Below are 14,827 nucleotides of genomic sequence, written 5' to 3'. Positions count from 1 at the left end.
CCGATGAAGAAAATACTGATCATTCTTGCGATTGGCGCGCTGGTGGCGGCCTATTTCCTGTTCGATCTTGGGCAATATCTGACGCTCGACGGGATCAAGCGGGTCGTCGATCAGGCTCAGGGCTTCTATGCCGAAAACCCCGCCTTGGTGTTGGGCGCGTTCTTCCTGATTTATGTCGCGGTGACGGCGGCATCGCTACCGGGTGCCGCCATCATGACGCTGGCGGCAGGCGCGCTGTTCGGGCTGGTGACAGGCACGATCCTCGTCTCGTTCGCTTCCACGCTGGGGGCAACGCTGGCCTTCCTGTCGTCGCGCTTCGTGCTGCGTGACACGGTAGAGGCGCGGTTTGGGGAGCGGCTGAAATCGATCAACGCCGGGCTCGAACGCGACGGGGCGTTCTATCTTTTCACCCTGCGGATGATCCCGCTGTTTCCGTTCTTCGTCGTCAATCTGGTGATGGGGCTGACCCGCATCCGCACCTGGACCTTCGCGTGGGTGAGCCAGGCGGGGATGCTGCTTGGGACGATCGCCTATGTGAATGCGGGCACGCAATTGGCGCAGATCGAAAGCACTTCCGGGCTGCTTTCGCCTGTGCTTATCGGCTCTTTCGTATTTCTTGGCATCGTGCCTTGGATCGCCAAGGCGATTATCGGCGTCATCCAGCGCCGCCGGGTCTATGCCGGATTCAAGCGCCCGGCGAAATTCGACCGCAATCTGGTGGTGATCGGTGCAGGCGCCGCGGGCCTCGTTTCGGCCTATATCGCCGCCACGGTGAAGGCCAAGGTGACGCTGGTCGAAGCAAAGGAAATGGGCGGCGATTGCCTCAACACCGGCTGCGTGCCGTCCAAGGCGCTGATCAAGAGCGCCAAGGTCGCCAGCGTCATGCGCAACGCTTATCGATACGGCATCACTCCGGTGGAGCCGCAGATACCGTTCAAGCAAACGATGGCGCGGGTGATGGAGGTCATCAAGGCGATCGAGCCGCACGACAGCGTTGAGCGCTACACTGATCTCGGCGTCGATGTGGTCAAGGGTTATGCCACTATCATCGACCCATGGACGGTCGAAATCGCCCGCAACGATGGAGAGACGCAGCGGCTTACCACTCGCAGCATGGTGATCGCCAGCGGGGCGGAACCGGTTGTGCCGCCGATCGAAGGGATCGAGCAATCGGGCTATCTTACCAGCGAGACGCTGTGGGATGCGTTTGCCCAGATGGATCAGGCACCCGGCAAAGTCGTTGTGCTTGGTGGCGGGCCGATTGGTTGTGAATTGAGTCAGGCACTTGCGCGGCTTGGCTCGAAAGTGACTCAGGTCGAAATGGCGGACAGGCTGCTGGGGCGCGAGGACGAAGATGTGTCATCGCTGGCAAAAGCCGTGCTGGAGGAGGCGGGCGTCACCGTGCTGACCGGTCACAAGGCGGTGAAGGTCGCAGACAGCGTTCTGATAACCGAGAGCCAGGATGGCGGCGCAAGCGAAGTCCCGTTCGATACGCTGATCGTCGCTGTCGGGCGCAAGGCACGATTGACCGGGTTCGGGCTGGAAACGCTCGGCATCGACACGGACAAGACCGTCAGCACCGACGAATTCCTCGCCACGAAATTCCCCAACATTTTTGCCGCAGGAGATGTGGCCGGGCCTTACCAGTTCACCCATACCGCCAGCCATCAGGCATGGTATGCCAGCGTCAATGCGCTGTTCGGCACCTTCCGCAAGTTCAAGGCCGATTATCGCGTGATCCCGGCTGTGACGTTCCTCGATCCGGAATTTGCCCGCGTCGGCCTCAACGAAGCCGAAGCGCGCGAACAGGGCGTCGCTTTCGATGTGACGACCTATGAAATCGACGATCTCGACCGGGCGATTGCCGAAAGTGAAACCAAAGGCTTCGTCAAAGTGCTCACCGCGCCGGGCAAGGATCGCATCCTCGGCGCGACCATCGTCGGCGCCAATGCGGGCGAATTGCTCGCTGAATATGTGCTGGCGATGAAGCACGGCATCGGTCTCAACAAGATCCTCGGCACAATCCATTCCTACCCCACCATGGCCGAAGCGAACAAGTTTGCCGCAGGAAACTGGAAGAAGGCGAACAAGCCCGAGGGACTGCTTGCGTGGGTCGAAAAATACCACGCATGGCGGCGGGGCTGATCCTGTGGACCTGTTCGATCAGCTGCGCGGGATTTTCGGGATTGCCCTGCTGCTCGCGCTGGCGTGGGCGCTGAGCGAGGATCGCCGCGAGCGTCCCGGCTGGCGGTGGATTGCCGGCGCGCTTGCCCTGCAATTTGTTCTGGCGGTGATGATCGTGCGCGTGCCCTTTGTCTGGGACATCGTAACGCTCGCCAATGAAGGCGTGGCGGCGATAGAGCGGGCGACGCTCGCCGGATCGTCATACATGTTCGGCTATCTTGGCGGCGCAGACTTGCCATTCGAATTGAAAGAGGGTGCGCAACCACCTCTTATCATTGCCTTTCAGATATTGCCTTTGGTGATCGTGTTCTCAGCCCTCGCGGCATTGCTCTGGCATTGGGGCGTGCTTCGCTGGCTGGTGAACGGCCTGTCGTTCCTGCTGCGGCGCAGCCTCGGGGTGAGCGGGGTTGTGGGGCTTTCAGGCGGGGCCAACATGTTCCTCGGCGTGGTTGAAAGCCCGCTTGTGGTGCGCGCCTATTTCTCCCGGATGAGCCGGGCCGAACTGTTTCAGGTAATGGTCCTCGCAATGGCGACGATCAGCGGAGCGATCCTGATCCTTTACGCCACTACCCTGCGCGAAACCGTGCCCGATGCCGTTGGGCATATGATTTCGGCTTCGCTTGTCTCTCTGCCCGCGGCCCTGCTGATTGCGAAACTCATGGTTCCGGGATCAGCGGAGGAGCAGGGGACCGAAGCGGATACGGAAGATGCTGGTCTCAAATACGACAACAGCATCGATGCCATCGTCAAAGGGACAATGGACGGCATGCAGCTTTTCCTTGCTGTCATCGCTGTGATCATCGTGGTGTTCGCGCTGGTTGCGCTGACCGATCAGGTGCTCGCCTTGCTGCCGCTGGTCGGTGACGAGCCGCTGACGCTGAAGCGCCTATTCGGCTGGCTGTTTGCCCCCTTCATGTGGGCCATCGGCGTGCCCTGGGCCGAAGCGCAGGCTGCGGGCGGTTTGATGGGGACTAAGGCGATCCTCAACGAATATGTCGCCTACCTTGAGCTTGCCGCGCTGCCTGAAGGGACGCTCGGGCCACGGAGCTTGCTGATCGTCACCTATGCGCTCTGCGGCGTCGCCAACCTTGCCAGCGTCGGCCTGCTGGTTTCGACCATCGGCACGCTCTGCCCGGAGCGCCGGGCCGAGGCAGCCGGGCTGGGGATCAAGAGCTGGATCGCCGGCAATCTGGCGAGTGCGATGACGGGGGCATGGATCGGTCTGGTCACGTTCGGGGGATATGGCGGAGGCTTTGGCTGATGCTTGATGCGCGATTGAGGCCTTTGATCGATCCGCCGCTCAATCGCGCTGGCCGCGTGATCGCGGGATGGGGTGTCAGCGCCAATGTGCTGACTTTCGCCGGATTGGCGCTGGGGCTGGGCGGGGCCGTTGCGATCGCCTTTGGCGAGCTATGGCTTGGGCTTGCCCTGATTATCGCCAATCGTCTGGCTGACGGGCTGGACGGGGCGGTTGCGCGGGCCACCGCTCCGACCGATCTGGGAGGGTATTTCGACATCGTCGGCGATTTCGCCTTCTACGTGTCGATCCCGCTAGCCTTCGGCATCATGGCCCCGGCCAACGCAATGCCGGCGCTGGTGCTGGTAGCAAGCTTCGTGCTGACGGGCGTGAGTTTCCTTGCCTTTGCCGTGATCGCGGCCAAGCGTGGCCAGGAAACGGAAAAGCACGGCAATAAGAGCTTCTTCTATTCGACCGGGCTGGCCGAAGGGGCCGAGACGATCGCGGTGTTCATCGCAATGTGCCTGTTCCCGCACTGGTTCGGGGTGATCGCCTATGGCTACGCCGCGCTCTGTGTGCTGACGGTGTTCCAGCGTAGCGCGATGGCCGTCACGCAGTTCCGTTAGCGATTAACGCTGGCCGATCTGGGTAGCAACCCGCTCGCGCAGTTCGGCGATCCGTTTGGCATTGGCGCCCAGATCGCTGCGGCCCACGCGGCTGACAGAGCGGAAATCGATTTCGTTCTCCCCGATCCGGGCAACCACATCATCCTTGAACCCGAACCAGAAGGTTTCGGCCACGCCTTCGACCCGGCCTTCCTCGGCGTTCTGGCGAATGTCGGAAAAGCCCATGCTGCCCATGGCGGCAGCGACGGCAGCGACGGCATCGGCCTGGCTCGCTCCGCCAAGCGGGAGCGGCGACAGGTTGGCGTAGGTGTCGTTGATGATCTGCGCGTGGCTTTTGATCGCCAGTTCAGGCGCGCTGCCCTTGTACAGTTCCAGCTCGCCCAGCGGCACCTGATAATCGCTCAGCGGATTGGCTCCGCTTTCGGCGCGTGCTGCCATGGTTTCAGCGGAAAAGGCCGGGGGATCAGCGGTGTCGGTTGCGACATCGTGGATCGGATTCTCTCCGGCTGTTGAACGCACGGACATAAAACTAAGGAACATTCCCGCCGGGATAAGCACTCCCAGCGCCGCGATCGCGATCACATGCTTGAGCCGCGGCTTTTTCAGCAAACCGATAACCAGCGAAATGAGCGCCACCACAGCGACGATGCCGAGCAGGTAGGGTCCGGCGGAGAATGTCATCGCGCCGAGTCCCGTCTGCCAGCTCCAAAGGCCGATCTTCGTGCCCAAGGCAGCGATCATGAAATAGATCGGGAGAAAGGCGATCATCGCTAGGACGAGCTTGGTGTGCCATGCAAGGTTCTTCATGTGGGCCTGTTTAGCAATGGTTCTGCGTTAGGCAATCGCGATCCTGTAGCGGGCAGCATCACGCTCACCCCAATAGGAAGAGGCGAAAGCGAATGCATTTTTTGCGAAACCCATCTCTTTCTGGTGCGTTAGGGGTAGGAGATCACTCGTGGTGGGACCGCGCAGGCTTTTGATGTTTCGGGAAAAATCTTTCTGAAACAACGCATTAAAAGTCTGTGGTGACGCGGGAGGGTCTGCCAAAGAAAAAGGGAAGAAGATCACTATGCGTAAGATTATTCTGAGCACCGTCGCAATGACCGGTCTGGTTGCGCTTTCCGCCTGTGGCGGCGGCAACGCTCCGGAAGAAGCACCGGCCGAAACCGAAGCCACTGCAGAAGCCGAACCGGCTGCTGAAGAGCCCGCTCCCGAGCCGGCTGCCGATGTCGCTTTCGCAGACCTCACCGGCGATGCCGCTGCCGGCGCAACCGTGTTCGCGCAGTGCCGCACCTGCCACCTTATCGAAGAAGGCAAGAACGGCGTTGGCCCGTCGCTCTACGGCGTTGTTGGCCGTGCCGCCGGCTCGATCGAAGGCTTCAACTACTCGGATGCCAACAAGGGCAGCGGCCTGACCTGGACGCCCGAAGTGCTGTTCGAATACCTCGAAGCACCGCGTGAATACATGCCGGGGACCCGCATGGCCTATCCGGGCCTCAAGGACCCGCAGGATCGCGCTGACCTCATCGCTTATCTCCAGACCAACGGCGAATAAGCAATCAGCATCTTCTGACATGGTCTTGCCCCGCGGTTCCGATTTCCTTCGGTTCCGCGGGGCAAGCCGTTTCTGGGGCTTGAGCGAACAACTGATGCGGCGGTTTACCACCTTGGGTCTTGGTCTTGCGGCAACGGCGGCGATGCCGCTGCTCGGCGCCTGCAATCAGGCTGGTGGTGCCCCTCCCGAAGAAGTCGAAGCCGCGCCGACCCCTGAAACCGAAGGTCCGGAAGTCGAGCCCAACGGCCGGGTCATCGACATTTACATGTACACTGTCGATCCTGAGAATTCGTCACGCATGCACGTGTTCAAACCGAACCTCGTCAGCGCCAAGGTTGGCGATACGATCCGGTTCATTCCGACTGAGCCCAGTCACCAGTCTTCGTCCATCGCCACTATGTTGCCTGACGGGGCGAAGGGCTGGGAAGGCGAGGTGAACGAGGAGATACGCTACGTCCTGCCAAAGCCGGGCGTTTACGGCTATCAATGCATCCCGCACTATGCGGCCGGCATGGTGGGCGTCGTGATCGTCGAAGGCGAGGGCAAGACCGCCAATCTGCCCTTCGCCCTGGAGGCCCGTCATCCGGGCCTTGGCAATCCAAAGTTCGTCGAGATTTTCGCCGAAGCGCGGGCGCGCGGAATGTTCGATCCCGCACCCGCCGCGCCTGACGAAGCAGAAATCAGGCAGCCGTAGCCATCCTCGCCAGTTCGCATTGCGACCAGATTTCGCTCAGTGCGTTGATCAGTCGATCGATATCGCCATCGTCATGTACGGGCGAAGGCGTAAGCCGCAAACGCTCGGTTCCGACGGGGACGGTGGGATAGTTGATCGGCTGCACGTAGATGCCGTGATTGTCCATCAGCCAGTCGCTGATCCGTTTGCACTTGTGCGCATCGCCCACCATTACCGGAATGATGTGGCTGGGGTTGGCGAGATGGGGGATGCCCATCATGTCCAGCTTGCGCCGCACCTGCTCCACCCGCTCTTTCTGCAGATCGCGTTCCGCGCTGCTTTCCTTGAGGTGGCGGATGCTGGCTGCGGCGCCCGCGGCGACGGCCGGGGGCAGGGCGGTGGAGAAGATGAAGCCGCTGGCAAAGCTGCGCACGAAATCGACCAGATTGCGGCTGGCGGCGATATAGCCACCCATCACGCCGTAGGCCTTGCCCAGCGTGCCTTCGATCACGGTGATCCGGTCCATCAGGCCTTCACGTTCGGCGACGCCGCCGCCGCGCGGGCCATACAGACCGACAGCGTGGACTTCATCGATATAGCTCATCGCGCCGTGCTTCTCGCAAACATCAAGAATGTCGGCGATGGGGGCGATGTCGCCATCCATCGAATAGACGCTTTCGAAGGCGACCAGCTTGGGCACTTCAGGGCCGAATTCGGACAGGTGACGATCAAGATCCTCGACGTCGTTGTGTTTCCAGATCTTGTAAGGCGCGCGGCTGTGCCGGATGCCTTCAATCATGGAAGCGTGGTTGAGCGAATCTGAGAAGACTACGCAGCCCGGGATCTTGGCCGCGAGCGTTCCCAGACCCGCCCAATTCGATACATATCCGCTGGTGAACAGCAGCGCGCTTTCCTTGCCGTGCAAATCGGCGAGCTCCGCTTCCAGTTCGACATGATAATGGTTCGTACCCGAAATGTTGCGCGTGCCCCCGGCACCCGCTCCGCATTCGTCGAGCACATTGTGCATGGCTTCAAGCACCTTGGGATGCTGGCCCATGCCGAGATAGTCGTTCGAGCACCAGACGGTGACGGCTTGCGTCTCGTCTTCGATAAAGCGGGTTGCATGCGGGAATTTGCCCCGGTGCCGCTTGATATCGGTGAAGACGCGGTAGCGCCCTTCTTCGCGCACGCTGTCCAGCTCGCTGGCGAAATAGGCTTCGAAGTCCATCACTTTACCCTCTGTTTGCATCTCATTGTATCTTCTTGGCTCGCACGGCGCCCCGCCGTGTGAACGCCCAGCCCCATAGCATTCCGTCGCGGAATGGCAGGGCCAGAAACAGGTGTTCGAGCGCGCCCAACAGGCACAGCGCGGTCAGCAGGCTGGCGCCCACCATTTCCGGGCTGCCCGCAGGGGCGGCCATCGCGTAACCAGCGAATTGCCAGGCCAGCGCCAGGATCAGCGCAATCGATACGGCCAGCAGCCAGGTCATACGATTCCGCCCGAAATAGCTCTTCAGATAGTCGAGATGCGCGGGCAGCATCTCCGTCGTCGAATTGGGCACGCCGACAAACAGATTGATCTTCGACGACAGCCGCAGCCCGAACATCAGCACGAAAATCATCGCGCCAATCTGGTTGGGGGCATTCCACGACAAGGAAATCAGCATCAGCGCCGTAAGCGCCAGAGCGATTTCGTGATGGATCACCGTGGCGCTGGCTTGCGTAAAGCGGTCAAACCCGCGCGCTTCCGGCTCGCAGGCAACCCGCCGGGGGCCGGCTGCCGCCCCGGTAAGGAAACCGATTTCGTGCCAGCCCCAGACCAGCAAGGCCCCGGCAAACGCCGAATATACCGCCAGTGCGGTCACGAATTGCGATGCGATCAGGATTGCGATCAGGCCAATGATCCCGCCGATCCCGCCAATCATCACGCTGCGCCTGAAGGTCGCGCGCTCACGATTATCCGCCCAGGCAATCAGCCCGGTCGCCATGAACCATATGGCCACCGTCACGATGAACGGAACGATATGGCCATGCCAGTCTACCATGCGGGATAAAGCCGGATGGATTGCGGGAGAGTGTTCGGCTTGGTGCGGTGGAAATACATCCGCGCGAAATTAAATCCGGCTCCGGCCATGCCGCTGATCCGCTTGGCGAAGCCGGTGATGCCGCCTTGTTCCTTGCCGTCCTCAATCCGCAGAGCGGCCTGACGCAGGGCTTCCATCTTGCGCCGGAACGCGGGATCATCGGTATCCAGTTCGACCGGGAAGACCTGGCGGCTGATCTGGTTGCAGATGTCGAACACCTTGTAGTCATACTCGGTCGGATCAACGCCCAGCGCCTTGTGGAACACGGGTCGCTGATGGTCGCGTACGTACATTGTGGCATAGACCGACAGCAGGAAGAACCGCACCCACAGCTTGTTCGCGCCTTCCAGCAGCTTCGGATCGGAGCGCAGCAGCATGGCGAAGGCTTCGCCATGGCGGAACTCGTCATTGCACCATTCCTCGAACCAGTCGAAAATCGGGTGGAATTTGTTTTCCGGATTGCGCGCCAGATGCCGGTAGATCGTGATGTACCGCGCATAGCCGATCTTCTCCGACAGATAGACCGCGTAGAAGATGAATTTCGGCTTGAAATAGGTGTATTTCTTGGTCCGGGTTAGGAAACCGAGATCGACGCCGATACCTGCATCCTTCAGGCTTTCGTTGATGAAACCGGCATGGCGGCTTTCATCGCGTGCCAGCAGCTTGAACAGCTGTTTCACGTCCGGGTTCTTCGTCCGCTTGGCAATTTCGGCGTAGAGCACGCAGCCCGAAAACTCCGATGTCATCGAGCTGACGAGGAAATCGGTGAATTCCTTGCGCAGCGCCGGGTCGAGCCCTTCGATCACACCCTTGAAGCTGTCGTTGTGCTTGAAGTGCTTCTTGTTCGGATCGCCGATCATTTCCGCGATAAGGGCGTCCCACTCTTCACGCACGGGCGACACGTCGATCGCATCCAGCGCGTCATAATCGGTGGTGTAGAAACGCGGGGTCAGCATCGTGTCCTGAGTGGCGAGTTCCATCGCCTCCTCGCTGGTCATGGGCTTGTATGCGTTCATTTGATCCTCCCGGCGTTGAAGCTCACCTCGTAAAGCTCGGCCAGATCGAAATAGGCGGCGAGACGGGTGAGGGCGCGGGCAAGCGGCCCTGCGCGGGTAATTGTGGCGGTGCGTTCAAACACCTGCCTGCTGCCGAACGGGATCGATATCGGATCGCCGTGGACAAGCACCTTGTCTCCTGGCTCCATCTCGATATCGCCGGCCAGATCGACATGCGCGTGAAAATGGTCGGAGCTTTGCTCCACGGTGATGAAGCACGGGGTGTCGAACTGTCGCGCTCCGCGACTCTTCGACGCAGCCGATCCCTTGACTGTCGCAGCACCCATCAGCGCGCCTCCTTTTCCAGCATGTCGGCAAAAGTCTTGTGATTGCCCGGGCCGAATGCCGATAGTTCCGCGCCTTTTCCGGTGGTCGGATCGCGCAGGGTGATCGAGCCATTGTCCCATTGGATCAGCTCGAACGGCGTTTCCCGGCCGATGCCGCGAATGCGGCGCTGATGAGCGAAACTGCGCATGGTGGTGCGCACGAAGCCACCGGTGCCGGGGCCGTAGCTGACAATTTCCTCGCCGGTCGAAGCGTCCTCGACCCGGACGGTACCGTCGGCTTCATCGTAGAATTGCAGCGAACGGGTCGCCGCCATTGTCGTCCCGGCCTCGGTGCGGGCGAGGTCGGGAATCGCCTGCCGCTCAAAGAAGCCGAATGAGACCGATGCCGTCAGCGCAAGCGTGATCGCAATCAGCCCGCCCATAAGTATCAGGGGCACCTTGTGGACGTGGATTTCGTCCTCTTCATATTCGCGTACGATCACGCCGGTGCTCCTTCCAATCCGCCGCTGCTGCTTTCAGGCAAGCTCGATGGCCCGCGCGAAGGCCGCGCAGCGGCATCCTGTTGCTGGACGCTCTGAGGTTGCGAAACATTGATCTCGGTCAAATTTCGCTCGATCTGGACGACATTCGCGCAAGCATCCGCCAGCAAGGCTGCGACCTTTTGCGCATCGGGAATGCCGCGCAGCATCGGTTCGGGCCGGGCAAAGTGCCACGGGCGCGTATGCGGCCACAGCAGGAAAAAGCCGAGCAGACGTTCGCCGCCGATTTTCAAGGCGATATCGCCGTGTTCCTTGCCCCGCATCTTGAGATCGGCTGACAGCACATGTTTGAGCGGCACATTGATCCGCGTTTCAAGCGCCATTCCGATCCGCATGATCAGACGCGTGTCGGTCAGGATGTAGAGCGTCGTGCGCCGCGATACCCATGCAAGGGTATGCAGTACGGCAACGCCTGCAACGCCGAGAACCGCACAAACGATCGCTGTCGTGATGTTGCCGAGGATTGCGGAAATCGCGATCAGCGCGACGAAATACAGGCCCACCGTGCGGGTGTGAAAGGCGGTTCGTGAAAGGACCGCCAGATCTGGCTGGCCCTTCCACAACACCTTTTCATCCATGGTCGGCGTACCCATGGGATCTCCATGGGCACTGGGACCGGCCTCGGTTTCGTCTTCGGGCTTGAGCGTTACAGCCATGGTTCAGCCCGCTCCGGGGTCGCATACATGTAACCCCCACCGTAATAGGCCATGATCTTGTCCTCCTCGAGCCGGGTGATCTGGCCCGGAGTGGCAAGGTCAGGCACCGCGTCGAACTGGTCGGCGCGGATCGCATCGATATCGATCAGCGGAACCTGATCGTCGACGATCGGCATGATGCCGCCAAGCCAGCTCTTGCCCTGAACGGCGCAGACGAACATCGGGGCGAGCACCTTCTTGCCTGAATTGGTCGTCACTTCGAGATAGCGGATGATGTGCTCCGACTGGTCGACCCAGACATCGCTCACCGTACCGGCCAGCTTCTTGTCCGCGGCATAGACCGGCAGGCCTACGGGGTTCTGATCTTTCGGAGCGATCTCGATTTCGTGGCTGTTGCCGATGGGCACGATACGCGGACGACCATCGAACGTCAGATCGGGATAGTCGTTGCGATTGGCATAGGCTGCCGGGCCAAGGCCGTCGGCCATCGGATTACCCGTGGGAACCCATGGAGCACCAGGTGCGCCGAAGGCCTGCTTGGCAGCGATGTTCACCGGATCGCGCGGCAGATCTTCGGGTGTGTAGGTGCCACGACCATGCGGCAGCTTGAAGGTCTTCTTGGTGCCATCGGTGAGCGGAACGCCCGGCTGCACGGCGCCGGATTGTTCGTGTTCGAGCGGATAGCCTTCGCGGCGGCTTTCGCGGTTCAGATAGACCACGAGGCCCACGAAGAAGATGAAGAAGAGGATGAACGACAGTTCTGCAACGTCGAATACCCCTGCAATGTAAGTGTTACCCATTCTACTTTCCCTTCATTGGCTTGGGGGCAGTGGCGGCTGTCCCCGGGTTCGACTGCGCCGTCCCCCCGAATTGCTTTGGGCACGCGGTCATGTCGGGAACTCACGCAGACCAAACTTCTGGTCCGCGCTATCCCGCGAATTGATGGAGTCTTCGTCGGAACGTCCGACAAGCGGTCCGATCACGGCGAGGCCTGCCAGCAGCAGCAGCACCTCGATCATGTAGACAGTGGTGTATCCGGTGGCCCGGGTCGCGATTGCGGCGCTCGGATCGGCATTTATGGCGATTGCAGCAATGATATCTCGCAGCGCGCCTCCCAGCGCGATCCCGGCTCCTGCACAGGTTGCTTGAACTGCACCCCATGCGCCCAGCGCCAGTCCGGCGGTTTCGCTTTTGGTGAGGTTCATCGCCTCGATCAGCGTGCCTACTGAAAACAGCCCCAGACCAAGGCCGATCAGCGTCGCGCCCACGTAAAGCATCGCCGGGGAGCCGAATGGCGCAGCGAACATCACGATCAGGAACGCGTTGATTCCGGTAACAAGTCCGAGCCCGGCAATACGCAGGGGATCGCCTCCGCGCGACAGCCAGCGACCGGAGAGCATGAAACCGACAAGCGATCCGAAGGCCCATGCGCCGGTCAACGCCGTTGTAGCGCCGACCGACATGGCAAGGATTTCTCCGCCAAAGGGTTCAAGCAGAGCATCCTGCATCGCGAATCCGGCGGCCCCGATGCCGATCGCGGTCAGCAGCCTCGCGTTGCGGCCATCGCGGACAAACGCGTGCCACAACTCGCCGAAACTGGGTGCATCGGGCTGCGGCTTGGTGCGATCAGGCGCGCGTGCTTCCTGCTTCCACAGCGCGGTGAGATTGAGCACGAAGGTAAGCACCGCCGCGCCCTGGATAACCTGCACCAGCCGCATCGGTGAAAAGTCGATCAGCAGCCCACCGATCACGAAAGCAGAGATCATCATGCCGACCAGCAGCATGACATATAGCAGCGCGACGGCACGCGGGCGTTTGTCCTCGGGCGCGAGATCGGTGGCAAGTGCAAGTCCCGCTGTCTGGGTCACATGGAAGCCGGTTCCTGTCAGCAGGAATGCTGCCGCTGCGGCAACCAGACCCAGCACGAAGTTTTCCGGACGGCTGAGGTGGAGCAGGGCAAAGGGCATGAAGGCCAGCCCTCCGAACTGCATCAAGGTACCAAACCAAATGTACGGTACGCGCCGCCAGCCCAGCGCCGACACGTGCCGGTCCGATTTGTGCCCGATCAGCGCGCGGAAAGGCGCGGCGACCAATGGAACCGCGATCAAGAGCGCAACCAGCCATGTCGGTGTGCCCAGCTCGACAACCATCACCCGGTTAAGCGTGCCACTGAGCAGCACCATCGCCATACCGACACTGACTTGGAACAGGGCAAGACGCAGCAGCCGCCCCAGCGGCAGTTCGTTGCTCGCCGCATCGGCAAACGGCAGCAAGGCCATCATGGCCTGACTGACTTTGACGTTGGGGCGGGCTTCCTTGCTCATCCGCGCCTCACCAGTTCCAGCGCCTGGCTGGTGTAGAAGCCCGAAGAAACGCGGTGCGTGCGGCCGATCTTCCAGTCATCGAGACGTGCCAGCCGTGCGCGCAGTTCAGTTTCCGAAACAGGCACGATTGCAGGTGAGCGATCGCTCTTGGGAAACACCTTGCCGACAGAATGCATTGCGCCGAGCAGACGGGTATGCGGTGCGAATGTGAACAGGATCGAGCCTGTCGCCCGGTCTGCCAGCTGTGCCACCGCATCAACGAGGTCTTCGGGGGCGTAATGGATCAGCGAATCCATCGCCACCACATGATCGAAGCTGCCAAGCGCGGGATCGAGCATGTCGCCCGAACGCCAGCGGATCCGGCCATGGCCGATAAAGCCGGGTGCGCGCTCCTTCGCGACCTCCACCAGCCCTCCGGCAACATCGACACCGGTGACTTCCGCGCCCCGGCAGGCGGCCGCCACCGCCAATGCGCCGGTGCCGCAGCCCGCGTCGAGAACCTTTGTCCGCCGCAGGTCACGCGGCATCCAGTCGAGCAGCGTTTTGCGCATTTCCTCGCGCCCGGCGCGCACGGTTGCGCGAATGCCGCTGACTTTCGCGTCGGAAGTCAGATCGATCCAGGCCTGTTTTGCGGTGCTGTCGAAATAGGTCGCCAGCGCCTCGCGGCGCACAGTGTATGGTGTTTCGGGAGAGCGAGTAGCCATCATTCAAACCCCAGAAAATCGAAGATGTCGCGATCCTTCATCGGCGCGGCAGTGCTCGGTTCCACCCCGGCCCAGAGCATCGCCGCCAAACGCAGATATTCGTCCTGCGCCTGCTGGACTTCCGGGCTGTCCTCCATTTCGAAGAGGGTGCATTTCTTGAGCCGCGAACGACGGATCGCATCGACATCGCGGAAATGAGCGAGGCGCTGCATGCCGATCTGGTCACAAAACCGATCGATCTCGTCGGTTTCGCGGCTGCGATTGGCGACAACCCCGGCAAGGCGCACGTCGTAATTCTTCGACTTGGCCCCGATTGCGGCGACGATCCGGTTCATCGCGAAGATGCTGTCGAAATCGTTTGCCGCCACCACCAGCGCGCGCTCGGCATGTTGCAGCGGGGCGGCAAAACCGCCGCACACCACGTCGCCAAGGACATCGAAGATCACCACGTCGGTGTCTTCCAGCAGGTGATGCTGTTTGAGCAGCTTCACCGTCTGTCCGACGACATAGCCGCCGCAACCCGTCCCTGCGGGAGGCCCGCCAGCCTCCACGCACATCACGCCGTTATAGCCTTCGAACATGTAGTCTTCGGGCCGCAGTTCCTCGCTGTGGAATTCGACCGTTTCGAGCACGTCGATGACGGTCGGCATCAGCTTCTTCGTCAGGGTGAAGGTGCTGTCATGCTTCGGATCGCAGCCGATTTGCAGGACGCGATGGCCCAGTTTCGAAAAGGCCGCCGAAAGGTTCGAAGAAGTGGTCGATTTGCCGATGCCGCCCTTGCCATAGACGGCGAAAACCTTTGCACCCTTGATCTGGTCGCGCGGATCGAGCTGGACCTGAACAGATCCTTCCCCGTCGGGCCTCGAAAAGCCGGATTTCGGATTGTGCAGGTTCATTGTTCTG

Annotated in this window: 16 protein-coding genes; 5 read left to right on the top strand and 11 right to left on the bottom strand. The window is 61.1% G+C overall.

Going from position 1 to position 14,827, the window contains the following annotated elements:
• Positions 1–3: 3 nt before the first annotated feature.
• From AABA34_RS14100 to AABA34_RS14090, 3 genes are read left to right on the top strand one after another with little or no spacing between them, the layout of a single operon-like run.
• Positions 4–2,145, top strand: coding sequence for an FAD-dependent oxidoreductase (locus AABA34_RS14100; RefSeq protein WP_338303124.1), 2,142 nt, complete (start codon positions 4–6; stop codon positions 2,143–2,145).
• On the top strand, positions 2,105–3,445 hold the full coding sequence (locus AABA34_RS14095; RefSeq protein ID WP_338303123.1) for a NupC/NupG family nucleoside CNT transporter: 1,341 nt from the start codon (positions 2,105–2,107) through the stop codon (positions 3,443–3,445). The genes AABA34_RS14100 and AABA34_RS14095 overlap by 41 nt, the downstream gene beginning before the upstream one ends.
• A complete protein-coding gene (locus AABA34_RS14090) occupies positions 3,445–4,047 on the top strand; it encodes a CDP-alcohol phosphatidyltransferase family protein (RefSeq protein WP_338303122.1) in 603 nt (200 codons plus the stop codon). Before AABA34_RS14095 ends, AABA34_RS14090 begins: the two co-directional genes overlap by 1 nt.
• Before the next feature lie 3 nt (positions 4,048–4,050).
• Here the strand turns inward: AABA34_RS14090 and AABA34_RS14085 are convergent, their stop codons facing one another.
• Positions 4,051–4,854, bottom strand: a complete 804-nt coding sequence (locus AABA34_RS14085) for a DUF1499 domain-containing protein (protein WP_338303121.1) — start codon at positions 4,852–4,854, stop codon at positions 4,051–4,053.
• A gap of 262 nt (positions 4,855–5,116) precedes the next feature.
• Here AABA34_RS14085 and AABA34_RS14080 point away from each other — a divergent pair, with 262 nt between their 5' ends.
• Positions 5,117–5,602, top strand: coding sequence for a c-type cytochrome (locus AABA34_RS14080; protein WP_252258418.1), 486 nt, complete (start codon positions 5,117–5,119; stop codon positions 5,600–5,602).
• A 94-nt stretch (positions 5,603–5,696) separates the two neighbouring features.
• A complete protein-coding gene (locus AABA34_RS14075) occupies positions 5,697–6,296 on the top strand; it encodes a plastocyanin/azurin family copper-binding protein (protein ID WP_338303120.1) in 600 nt (199 codons plus the stop codon).
• Here the strand turns inward: AABA34_RS14075 and hemA are convergent.
• From hemA to bchL, 10 genes are all read right to left on the bottom strand, one after another.
• On the bottom strand, positions 6,283–7,503 hold the full coding sequence (hemA, locus tag AABA34_RS14070) for a 5-aminolevulinate synthase (RefSeq protein WP_034955133.1): 1,221 nt from the start codon (positions 7,501–7,503) through the stop codon (positions 6,283–6,285). The two genes, AABA34_RS14075 and hemA, sit on opposite strands and share 14 nt — an antisense overlap.
• 22 nt (positions 7,504–7,525) lie before the next feature.
• Positions 7,526–8,320 carry a putative photosynthetic complex assembly protein PuhE gene (puhE, locus tag AABA34_RS14065; protein WP_338303119.1) on the bottom strand — a complete coding sequence of 265 codons (795 nt, stop codon included), beginning with the start codon at positions 8,318–8,320 and terminating at the stop codon, positions 7,526–7,528.
• Complete coding sequence (gene acsF, locus AABA34_RS14060) at positions 8,314–9,375, bottom strand: magnesium-protoporphyrin IX monomethyl ester (oxidative) cyclase (RefSeq protein WP_252258416.1); 1,062 nt, start codon at positions 9,373–9,375, stop codon at positions 8,314–8,316. Before acsF ends, puhE begins: the two co-directional genes overlap by 7 nt.
• The gene (locus AABA34_RS14055; protein ID WP_338303118.1) at positions 9,372–9,701 is read right to left on the bottom strand and encodes a hypothetical protein; all 330 of its coding nucleotides are present in this window, start codon (positions 9,699–9,701) and stop codon (positions 9,372–9,374) included. Before AABA34_RS14055 ends, acsF begins: the two co-directional genes overlap by 4 nt.
• Positions 9,701–10,183: a photosynthetic complex assembly protein PuhC gene (gene puhC / locus AABA34_RS14050; protein WP_338303117.1), complete on the bottom strand. Its 483-nt coding sequence runs from the start codon at positions 10,181–10,183 to the stop codon at positions 9,701–9,703. The genes AABA34_RS14055 and puhC overlap by 1 nt, the downstream gene beginning before the upstream one ends.
• Positions 10,180–10,896, bottom strand: a complete 717-nt coding sequence (puhB, locus tag AABA34_RS14045) for a photosynthetic complex putative assembly protein PuhB (RefSeq protein ID WP_252258413.1) — start codon at positions 10,894–10,896, stop codon at positions 10,180–10,182. The genes puhC and puhB overlap by 4 nt, the downstream gene beginning before the upstream one ends.
• On the bottom strand, positions 10,887–11,696 hold the full coding sequence (gene puhA, locus AABA34_RS14040) for a photosynthetic reaction center subunit H (protein WP_338303116.1): 810 nt from the start codon (positions 11,694–11,696) through the stop codon (positions 10,887–10,889). The genes puhB and puhA overlap by 10 nt, the downstream gene beginning before the upstream one ends.
• A gap of 87 nt (positions 11,697–11,783) precedes the next feature.
• On the bottom strand, positions 11,784–13,220 hold the full coding sequence (locus AABA34_RS14035) for a BCD family MFS transporter (RefSeq protein ID WP_338303114.1): 1,437 nt from the start codon (positions 13,218–13,220) through the stop codon (positions 11,784–11,786).
• Positions 13,217–13,924 (bottom strand): magnesium protoporphyrin IX methyltransferase, encoded by a 708-nt coding sequence (bchM, locus tag AABA34_RS14030; protein ID WP_338304752.1) that lies wholly within the window; start codon positions 13,922–13,924, stop codon positions 13,217–13,219. Before bchM ends, AABA34_RS14035 begins: the two co-directional genes overlap by 4 nt.
• Positions 13,924–14,820: a ferredoxin:protochlorophyllide reductase (ATP-dependent) iron-sulfur ATP-binding protein gene (gene bchL, locus AABA34_RS14025; protein ID WP_034955126.1), complete on the bottom strand. Its 897-nt coding sequence runs from the start codon at positions 14,818–14,820 to the stop codon at positions 13,924–13,926. The genes bchM and bchL overlap by 1 nt, the downstream gene beginning before the upstream one ends.
• Positions 14,821–14,827 lie beyond the last annotated feature (7 nt).

This window comes from Erythrobacter sp. Dej080120_24 (genome assembly GCF_036322605.1).
In the GTDB taxonomy this organism is placed as follows: domain Bacteria; phylum Pseudomonadota; class Alphaproteobacteria; order Sphingomonadales; family Sphingomonadaceae; genus Erythrobacter; species Erythrobacter aurantius.
The sequence above is the reverse complement of the archived record's forward strand: the minus strand, read 5'-3'. Positions and strand labels throughout refer to the sequence as shown.

Bases quoted from the DNA above. Each gene is read 5' to 3' on its own strand.
- AABA34_RS14085 (WP_338303121.1), bottom strand. From the start codon at position 4,854: ATGAAGAACCTTGCATGGCACACCAAGCTCGTCCTAGCGATGATCGCC.
- bchL (WP_034955126.1), bottom strand. From the start codon at position 14,820: ATGAACCTGCACAATCCGAAATCCGGCTTTTCGAGGCCCGACGGGGAA.
- puhE (WP_338303119.1), bottom strand. From the start codon at position 8,320: ATGGTAGACTGGCATGGCCATATCGTTCCGTTCATCGTGACGGTGGCC.
- AABA34_RS14035 (WP_338303114.1), bottom strand. From the start codon at position 13,220: ATGAGCAAGGAAGCCCGCCCCAACGTCAAAGTCAGTCAGGCCATGATG.
- AABA34_RS14075 (WP_338303120.1), top strand. From the start codon at position 5,697: ATGCGGCGGTTTACCACCTTGGGTCTTGGTCTTGCGGCAACGGCGGCG.
- AABA34_RS14090 (WP_338303122.1), top strand. From the start codon at position 3,445: ATGCTTGATGCGCGATTGAGGCCTTTGATCGATCCGCCGCTCAATCGC.
- AABA34_RS14055 (WP_338303118.1), bottom strand. From the start codon at position 9,701: ATGGGTGCTGCGACAGTCAAGGGATCGGCTGCGTCGAAGAGTCGCGGA.
- AABA34_RS14080 (WP_252258418.1), top strand. From the start codon at position 5,117: ATGCGTAAGATTATTCTGAGCACCGTCGCAATGACCGGTCTGGTTGCG.
- acsF (WP_252258416.1), bottom strand. From the start codon at position 9,375: ATGAACGCATACAAGCCCATGACCAGCGAGGAGGCGATGGAACTCGCC.
- AABA34_RS14100 (WP_338303124.1), top strand. From the start codon at position 4: ATGAAGAAAATACTGATCATTCTTGCGATTGGCGCGCTGGTGGCGGCC.
- puhB (WP_252258413.1), bottom strand. From the start codon at position 10,896: ATGGCTGTAACGCTCAAGCCCGAAGACGAAACCGAGGCCGGTCCCAGT.
- hemA (WP_034955133.1), bottom strand. From the start codon at position 7,503: ATGGACTTCGAAGCCTATTTCGCCAGCGAGCTGGACAGCGTGCGCGAA.
- puhA (WP_338303116.1), bottom strand. From the start codon at position 11,696: ATGGGTAACACTTACATTGCAGGGGTATTCGACGTTGCAGAACTGTCG.
- bchM (WP_338304752.1), bottom strand. From the start codon at position 13,924: ATGGCTACTCGCTCTCCCGAAACACCATACACTGTGCGCCGCGAGGCG.